We start from the raw sequence: 6,318 nt of genomic DNA on the forward strand, positions 1-6,318 counted from the left end.
AAAGGTCACTGTGCAGCACTCGGTCAAGCAAGCCTCGAGCATGGTCGGCGCGCTCGCGGTCGTACTCGACAGCGAGGGCTTGGACCTGGTCGCGGCCGAGGATGTGTGCTGCCTCAGCCAGGGCAACCCCCTCACCGGCGCAGGGATCACAGATCCTCATCCTGCCCGACGGGGCGGGAGCGAGGGCCTGCAGAGCGCGTTCGAGGGTGACCTCATCGGTAGGGAAGTAGCCGTTGCGTGCAAAGTTGCGCGCCAAGCGCGGGAACATGAGGGCCATGGGGCCTCCTTGAGTCTGAGAGGGATGGCTCAGGCTTGCGCCTGAGCATCGGTGGTAAGAATGCTTTCGCGGATCAGCTCACCGAGGGTGGGCTCGAGCACGTCGACCCGCAGGGCGAGTCGCCAGGCGCAGACGTTGCCGATCGTCCCTGGCAGGGCGGTCAACATCTGGTGCTGGGTGAGGACCTCCATCACTGGCTCGCGCCAGTGCTTTAGGAGGGGGAGCGGACAGGTCTCCATCACCAGCGGCCAGAGCCTTTGGTGTGGATCCTCATCGCGCTGCAGGAGTGCGAAGGCGAGGTGATTGCTTCGGTCAGGTGCCGAGGCGCGCCGATCGAACAGCCAGAGGTTGAGCAGGCTCCCGAACAACGTGCCGCGGAACTGGCGGGTGGTGCGTTTCTCCAGGAGATCCTGGTTTGGGAAAACAGGTAAGCGGCGGCCGTCCACGATGATGTGGAAATGGTCGATGCCATTTTCTTCCCGGCCCAGCGTCAGCCTGGCCAGGAACTCTTGTGTCACGGTGTCGCGGCCCCAGGCCGAAAGAAAGACCAGGTTGCGCTGCTCGTCGCACACGCAGGCGTCGACGTACAGGTCTGGGCACTCTTCGATCTGGTAGAGCGGGGTGGGACTGGGCATAGGAACCTCCTGGAAGGAGGAGCCACGCCGCCCTCGAGGGGCGGTGAAGCCCCTCGGGGGTGTAGTCCAACTGGCGCAGGGGAGCGTGGTGGTTACCGAACGCTCTTGGTGTGAGGGTCGAAGCTCAGCCCATCGTCTTGGTGCAGCGGCCCTTGGCCGTTCAGGAAGACCTGGCAGAGGTACTGATCGCGTAGCGCGACAGCCGCTTCCGCCTGCTCCAAGGTCAGCGACAGCTCCTCGATGAACAGGTCGATGAGCTCGTCGTCGCCGGCGACGTCGTTGTTGGACAGTTGGTCCTCGAGGTAGGCGAGGGTTTCCTGGGTGAGGTTGGTGAACAGTGGGTTCATGGTGTGCTCCTGGTGGTAGACGAGGAGCGCCCTTGAGGGAGCCCCTCAAGGGAAGTGGTTGGTGCGGTCAGGCTTGGTGTTCTTGCGTCAGACGGTCTCGCCACTCCTGGTTGGTCTCATCGTGAGCCAGGTCCAGGAACTCCAGCGGACAGCCGTAGTAGAACGGGCCTGCTTTCTCCGGAATGGTCTTGTAGCCCCATTGCCCGGCCGAGCAGTCCAGCAAGTGCAGCTCGATCATGGTGATCGAGTGACCGGCCGGCTTGCCGAAATAGAATCCGGCAAGGTGGAAGGTTCGTTTTACGACAGTCCAAAGTTCATTGCCGGAGACTGCGTGTGCCAGCACCTCGGTGCTGCCTGCGAAGGTACTGGTTGGGGCCAGCAGCTCACGCAGCAGGTCTTCCTTCGTCTGATGTGAGAAAAGCCATCCCATAGGTGTGCTCCTGTGGTTGGCCAGGTCTCCCTGACGGGAGAACCCGGCAGGGGTGGGTAGGGTGTTGCTTCAGCGTGTTGCGCGCTCAAGGCGCTGGAGGAGTCAGCTGGTTGACAGAGCAACGCCAATAGCAGCAGCGCTTACAGCCATTGCGCTGATAGCCTGGTGGGTGGAACAGGTTGTAGTAGCACTCCGGGCTGCCGTGCGGCGCTCGTAGTCATCGTCTAGCGACTGATTGACCCCGGCTTTGGCTCCAACATGGAGAGGGCACGCTTTGCGGGTCCACACTTGTTTTTTGAAGTCGAGCTCATAGCCCAGCGCGCCGAGTCGCACACATTGTTGGCGTAGTCGCTTGCGGTCGATCGTGGTGTCCAGCTTGACGATTTCGCCTAGCGGCCAGACCGTCCCGAACAGTTCTGCATCTGCGTCTGTGTCCAGAGTGGCGGCCTGCTTTGCAGGAGCCGGAGGGTCCATACCGAAAGGCGCGTCGTCCCCGGTTGCAGCGGGGCGCAGAGGCTTCGGTTTCTGGGGCGACTTCGGCGGTGCCGCCGGTGCGGCAGTGGGTTGCTGGATCGCGGGCACTTCGTCGAGCGGATCCACCTCATTGCCAGAGAGACGCTCTGCCTCCTCGTCGCTGAGGTTGTCCACGTCGTCCAGAGTCATGCTGTCGAGCTTCGCGCGGATCTCGACGACCAGCCGGCCGCCGGTGGTGTAGTAGGAGGGACGGATCTCGGTGATGGCGAAATCACCGCGGTACTTGCCTTCGATGTGCTGGTCCAGGAGAGCGTCCTTGATGACGAACTCCCCGATCGAGGTCGAGAGCTTTCCCACGTTGAACTCGCCATTGCGACCGTTGATGGTTCGAATGGCCAACTGGCCGGGTATGTTGATCATGGCGTGACCTGCGAAAAGGATGATCCCGCCGAAGCGGGATCGTGGTGAGGGGAGAACTACTCGGTATCCGGGTTGCCCGGGAGGCTTTCTTCCTGCAGCTCGATGCGCAGGTAGGAAGGCTCATCGGACGGCTCGACTATCGAGAGGACCAGCAGCGCGAGCGCGCGGTCCTGCCCCTCTTCCTCCTTGTGGTACAGGTGGAATTGGATGTGCTTCGCGGTCGGCTGGAGCGAAAGCTCCTGCCAGGCGGTTTGAACGACACTGGCCAGCCGGGTGCCCATCTCGTCGACCCTGGCAGGGTTGGCGAGATAGACCAGGCGCAGCCAGGCCGCGTTGGTGAGAACGATCGGGAGTTTGAGGTACGCAGCAGTGTGGCCTGCGCTGGAGTGGTTGTTGAGAGAGGTCATGAGAGGTCTCCGAATACGCAGGCCTCTCCCGCGGGGATGAGGTCCCCGCGTGGGTGGGTAGGATGCGCTCCATCACTTGCGTGATGCGACCGCGCTGCCGAGTGCTGTGGCGGTCTTGGGTGGGTTTGCGCTTGCGCGCCGGAGCCTTAAACCCTGGCTCCTTGGGAGGCGCTGTCAACGACAGCGAGCCAATTCGAATTCGAGGGCTGGCGGGATGTCCCGCCGGCCGGATTGCTCAATCGTCATAAAGTGGCAGGCCCTTGAGCGTGGGCGCGAATGGATCGAGTACCAGGAACCGAATGTCTGCTTGTCCCGCGAGGTGAAGTAGATCGACCAGGTGTTCGTCGAGGCCGAAGGCAAGCTGCTGCTCTCGAAGAGTTGCTGAGGTCATCTCCAGGATCTCCAGGCACTCATCCGTCCAAGGGGTGTTGTGCAGGCGAAAGCCCACGGCGCCGTGCTCGTTACACCAGAAGAGCGAGACCAACACCGACGGCAAGCGGACTGGCATCTTGGTCGAGAACTTTTCGTAGAGGCTATTCCATGTAGTGATGGGCAGATGTGTTTTTCTGATCTCCCAGCAGCGGTTGTAACCGCCGCCGAACGAAAGGTATCGAACGACACTCTCGGCTTGGGTCAGTGAATATTGATCTCCGATAAGCTTTTTTCTGCCGTCCTGCTCACCGTAGATGCTGTAAAGTACGTTTCTCACTATTCCTTGGTGAGGGCACTTTTCGACTATTTCATTGTCTAGTTCTTGCGCTACCACGGCGAAATCATAATTGAAGTAGCACAGCTCGCACTTAAAGTATTCGTCTGGGAGGTGTCGCTGAGTTTCATGCAGGGTACGGTAGCACGGCAGATTGTCGCCTTCATCCGTAATCTGCAAGTTTCGCTCTATGCGGAAACTCTCATAGCCGGGAATAAACGGATTGAGTTGAGTCATGGGATATCTCCGGTTGCCGGGAAGCCCATGCCCTTGGAGGCTATGGACCTCCAGAGGAAGTAAGGGGCGCCGAAGCGCCCTGATGATGTCGAGTTGTTGCAGTTAACGCGATAGGTGTTCTTCTTTACGCCGAGCCTTCTGGTATCGCTCTACCAGGCCATAGTATTGAAGTATCGATGAGGTACTCGAATCGCAACCGTGCTCGCAGTCGGCCTGCGCCAAGGCTTCGATTGCATCTTGAATTACATAGAGCTCGATACTGAGTCCTGCATCGCCAAACTCATCAACCAAACCTTTGCACAGGATGTACTCGAACCTGCTTTGGGCAGCATGCGCTCCGATGTTGAGTAGAGCTGGGAGCCTTTCTGGATATGTGTTCATGGTGATTTCCAATTCTTAATCAAGTCGGAGAGGTCACCACCCAACAGGGGTGATGACCCCGTCTGGGTTGAATTAGAAGATGCACATGGGCAAAAGGGTAAAGCTTAATATTCCCGTTGCGTCCAAGTGCCGTTGTCTAATGCCTGTTGGGCAAGTTCGCGTGAGGGGTAATATTCAACCGACTCGCGCGAGGCTGGTCCTTCTTCATCAAGGGTGCCGATATAAAAGCCGGCGTTAGACATAAGAACCTGCAGCGGCAGTTCGAGACGAAGATGGGCAAGTGCCCGCTTTCCGTATTGCATGGTGATTCTCCTTTCGGTAGGAAACACCAGTCCCACAGGGGACTGTGGTCCCCTAAATGGGAAATGTCTGGCGGTTAGGCCAAGGCAGATACCTGAGCATTGTTGCTGGCCAGGAACAGCCAGGCGAAGTTGCAGAACTGACTGCTGAGCAGCAGCTCGTCCTCGACGTCGCTGAGGCTAACCTCCTCAACTTCCGGCAGGGCGGGCAGTTCTACGATTTGGATGTTGCTCATGATGATCTCCAGATAATGGAGAACACCACGCCCTAGGGGGAGATGGTGCCCCCCGGATGGGTATGCGATGAAGAGTGGCGCATAGCGTAGGTAGTGAAAGGCCCTCGGGATGAGGGCCGGTATTCAATCAAGCCGTGTTCAAGCAGCGGCTTGTTCAGCGTGCTCAGCGGGGGCTGCGGGCTCACCTTGAGGTTCGCCTTGGCCTTGCTGGGCTTTTTCAGCTTCTTCCTTCGCATCGTAGACGGTGGTGCCATCCACTTTGATCCAGGAGATGAAGAGCAGCCGGCCTTTAAGGCTTGCGTCGGGCTTGCCTTGTTTCTCGCCTTTCTGGTGGATGAAGGGATCCGCCCAGATATCGCCGATACGGAAGGAAATCAGAACCTTCTTCTTGGCCTCGACTGCTTCCTTGCAACGGCGGACAAGCTTTTCAGCCTGGGCGCCGACCACTTTGCAGTCGATGTAGGAGTATTCCACGCTGTCTGCCGCGCCATGGAGGGCTGCGACGGTTACGGCGAGGAATGGTTCACCTCGGCGGATCGGTACCTCGCGGATGCGATTGAGGTAGCCGATACCGGTGGTGTGCAGGTCGAAATACTTGGCTTCTTGGGCTTGGGTGTTGTTGCTCATGATGATTCTCCAGTTTCGTAAGCGAAAGCGGAGAAACACCTTGCCCGTCAGGGAAAAGTATTCCCCGCATGGGTCGGTATTGGGAGGTAAAGCAGAGGGAGAGGGCTTCCATCAACCTGTGGGCTGATTGATCGCGCTACCGGAAGCTGGTGCGATCTTGGGTTCGATCTACACGGAAATCCGTGTCGTAGTCTTTCAGATCATGACTACTGGGGGAGGATTGCCGACAACGTCAGCAGCTCACGGTGCAAAGAATGAAAAGGCCTGTTGCAGTTGTCAAGCCCCCGCGAATGAAAAAGCCCCTCACACGGAGGGGCTTGAGGTCAGTGCGGGCGGTGCCGATGGTTAAACTTCGTAAGCTTGCGCTTGAGGTTGGGCCAATCGGCCCAGGCCGCCATCGACAAGCACACTACAAGCAAGGCGGTCAGCATGATCACGCCGAAAGTCGTTTGGCTCATCTCAAGATTCCTCCTGAGTCAGGTAGATACCTGTAGACCAGATTACCACACCTACCGACAGCGCAAGGGCAGTCAGGATGCGATGCTCGCCGAGAAAAATGCCGATCAAACCAGCGGCTACCGCCGTGGTTCCAATCTTGCGTAGATCTTCTGCGATTGCGGAAAGTTTTGCGGACCCCATGGTTTTCCTCGATGAATACCGGAAAACCACCCTGCGGGATGGTTTCCCGGCAGGGTTGGTGGGAGGTGTGGATCAGCAGGTCATCGGATCAACTGGGGCGATCAGTTGATCGAGGGAACCCAGCTTGAGCTCCTTCCTGACTGGCGTTTCAGCTTTGGCGGTCGCCTTGGCCGGCTTGGGGTTGCGTGCGCGCTTGGGCTTTT

At 58.8% G+C, this 6,318-nt stretch carries 11 protein-coding genes and 1 pseudogene; all 12 read right to left on the reverse strand.

The window, feature by feature from the left end; translation table 11 throughout:
• Window positions 1-277, reverse strand: a 277-nt coding sequence (locus JHD77_RS07365) for a DUF6094 domain-containing protein (protein WP_233410332.1), incomplete at its 3' end; no start/stop codon positions are given.
• A 29-nt stretch (window positions 278-306) separates the two neighbouring features.
• Complete coding sequence (locus JHD77_RS07370) at window positions 307-912, reverse strand: hypothetical protein (protein ID WP_109242452.1); 606 nt, start codon at window positions 910-912, stop codon at window positions 307-309.
• A gap of 92 nt (window positions 913-1,004) precedes the next feature.
• Complete coding sequence (locus tag JHD77_RS07375; protein WP_003117062.1) at window positions 1,005-1,259, reverse strand: hypothetical protein; 255 nt, start codon at window positions 1,257-1,259, stop codon at window positions 1,005-1,007.
• A gap of 67 nt (window positions 1,260-1,326) precedes the next feature.
• Window positions 1,327-1,689, reverse strand: coding sequence for a hypothetical protein (locus JHD77_RS07380; protein ID WP_003117061.1), 363 nt, complete (start codon window positions 1,687-1,689; stop codon window positions 1,327-1,329).
• A gap of 282 nt (window positions 1,690-1,971) precedes the next feature.
• Window positions 1,972-2,583: pseudogene (locus JHD77_RS07385) on the reverse strand (DUF3275 family protein); the annotation flags it as partial.
• Between the two features lie 56 nt (window positions 2,584-2,639).
• Complete coding sequence (locus tag JHD77_RS07390; RefSeq protein WP_003099791.1) at window positions 2,640-2,990, reverse strand: hypothetical protein; 351 nt, start codon at window positions 2,988-2,990, stop codon at window positions 2,640-2,642.
• A gap of 235 nt (window positions 2,991-3,225) precedes the next feature.
• The gene (locus tag JHD77_RS07395) at window positions 3,226-3,933 is read right to left on the reverse strand and encodes a DUF5983 family protein (RefSeq protein WP_191519273.1); all 708 of its coding nucleotides are present in this window, start codon (window positions 3,931-3,933) and stop codon (window positions 3,226-3,228) included.
• A 485-nt stretch (window positions 3,934-4,418) separates the two neighbouring features.
• The gene (locus JHD77_RS07400) at window positions 4,419-4,616 is read right to left on the reverse strand and encodes a hypothetical protein (RefSeq protein ID WP_009315817.1); all 198 of its coding nucleotides are present in this window, start codon (window positions 4,614-4,616) and stop codon (window positions 4,419-4,421) included.
• A 74-nt stretch (window positions 4,617-4,690) separates the two neighbouring features.
• Window positions 4,691-4,849: a hypothetical protein gene (locus JHD77_RS07405; protein WP_016264236.1), complete on the reverse strand. Its 159-nt coding sequence runs from the start codon at window positions 4,847-4,849 to the stop codon at window positions 4,691-4,693.
• A gap of 138 nt (window positions 4,850-4,987) precedes the next feature.
• Window positions 4,988-5,476: an STY4534 family ICE replication protein gene (locus tag JHD77_RS07410; protein WP_016264237.1), complete on the reverse strand. Its 489-nt coding sequence runs from the start codon at window positions 5,474-5,476 to the stop codon at window positions 4,988-4,990.
• Window positions 5,477-5,799: 323 nt separating this feature from the next.
• Window positions 5,800-5,934 (reverse strand): hypothetical protein, encoded by a 135-nt coding sequence (locus JHD77_RS32645; RefSeq protein ID WP_003121000.1) that lies wholly within the window; start codon window positions 5,932-5,934, stop codon window positions 5,800-5,802.
• Window position 5,935: 1 nt separating this feature from the next.
• The gene (locus JHD77_RS07415; protein WP_004347955.1) at window positions 5,936-6,115 is read right to left on the reverse strand and encodes a hypothetical protein; all 180 of its coding nucleotides are present in this window, start codon (window positions 6,113-6,115) and stop codon (window positions 5,936-5,938) included.
• Window positions 6,116-6,318: the final 203 nt, after the last annotated feature.

Source organism: Pseudomonas sp. P20, assembly GCF_016463925.1.
In the GTDB taxonomy this organism is placed as follows: domain Bacteria; phylum Pseudomonadota; class Gammaproteobacteria; order Pseudomonadales; family Pseudomonadaceae; genus Pseudomonas; species Pseudomonas aeruginosa.

What these genes read in the sequence shown, in the direction of transcription:
- JHD77_RS07380 (WP_003117061.1), bottom strand. Translation starts at nt 1,689, where the DNA reads ATGGGATGGCTTTTCTCACATCAGACGAAGGAAGACCTGCTGCGTGAG.
- JHD77_RS07415 (WP_004347955.1), bottom strand. Translation starts at nt 6,115, where the DNA reads ATGGGGTCCGCAAAACTTTCCGCAATCGCAGAAGATCTACGCAAGATT.
- JHD77_RS07390 (WP_003099791.1), bottom strand. Translation starts at nt 2,990, where the DNA reads ATGACCTCTCTCAACAACCACTCCAGCGCAGGCCACACTGCTGCGTAC.
- JHD77_RS07375 (WP_003117062.1), bottom strand. Translation starts at nt 1,259, where the DNA reads ATGAACCCACTGTTCACCAACCTCACCCAGGAAACCCTCGCCTACCTC.
- JHD77_RS07405 (WP_016264236.1), bottom strand. Translation starts at nt 4,849, where the DNA reads ATGAGCAACATCCAAATCGTAGAACTGCCCGCCCTGCCGGAAGTTGAG.
- JHD77_RS07400 (WP_009315817.1), bottom strand. Translation starts at nt 4,616, where the DNA reads ATGCAATACGGAAAGCGGGCACTTGCCCATCTTCGTCTCGAACTGCCG.
- JHD77_RS32645 (WP_003121000.1), bottom strand. Translation starts at nt 5,934, where the DNA reads ATGAGCCAAACGACTTTCGGCGTGATCATGCTGACCGCCTTGCTTGTA.
- JHD77_RS07410 (WP_016264237.1), bottom strand. Translation starts at nt 5,476, where the DNA reads ATGAGCAACAACACCCAAGCCCAAGAAGCCAAGTATTTCGACCTGCAC.
- JHD77_RS07395 (WP_191519273.1), bottom strand. Translation starts at nt 3,933, where the DNA reads ATGACTCAACTCAATCCGTTTATTCCCGGCTATGAGAGTTTCCGCATA.
- JHD77_RS07370 (WP_109242452.1), bottom strand. Translation starts at nt 912, where the DNA reads ATGCCCAGTCCCACCCCGCTCTACCAGATCGAAGAGTGCCCAGACCTG.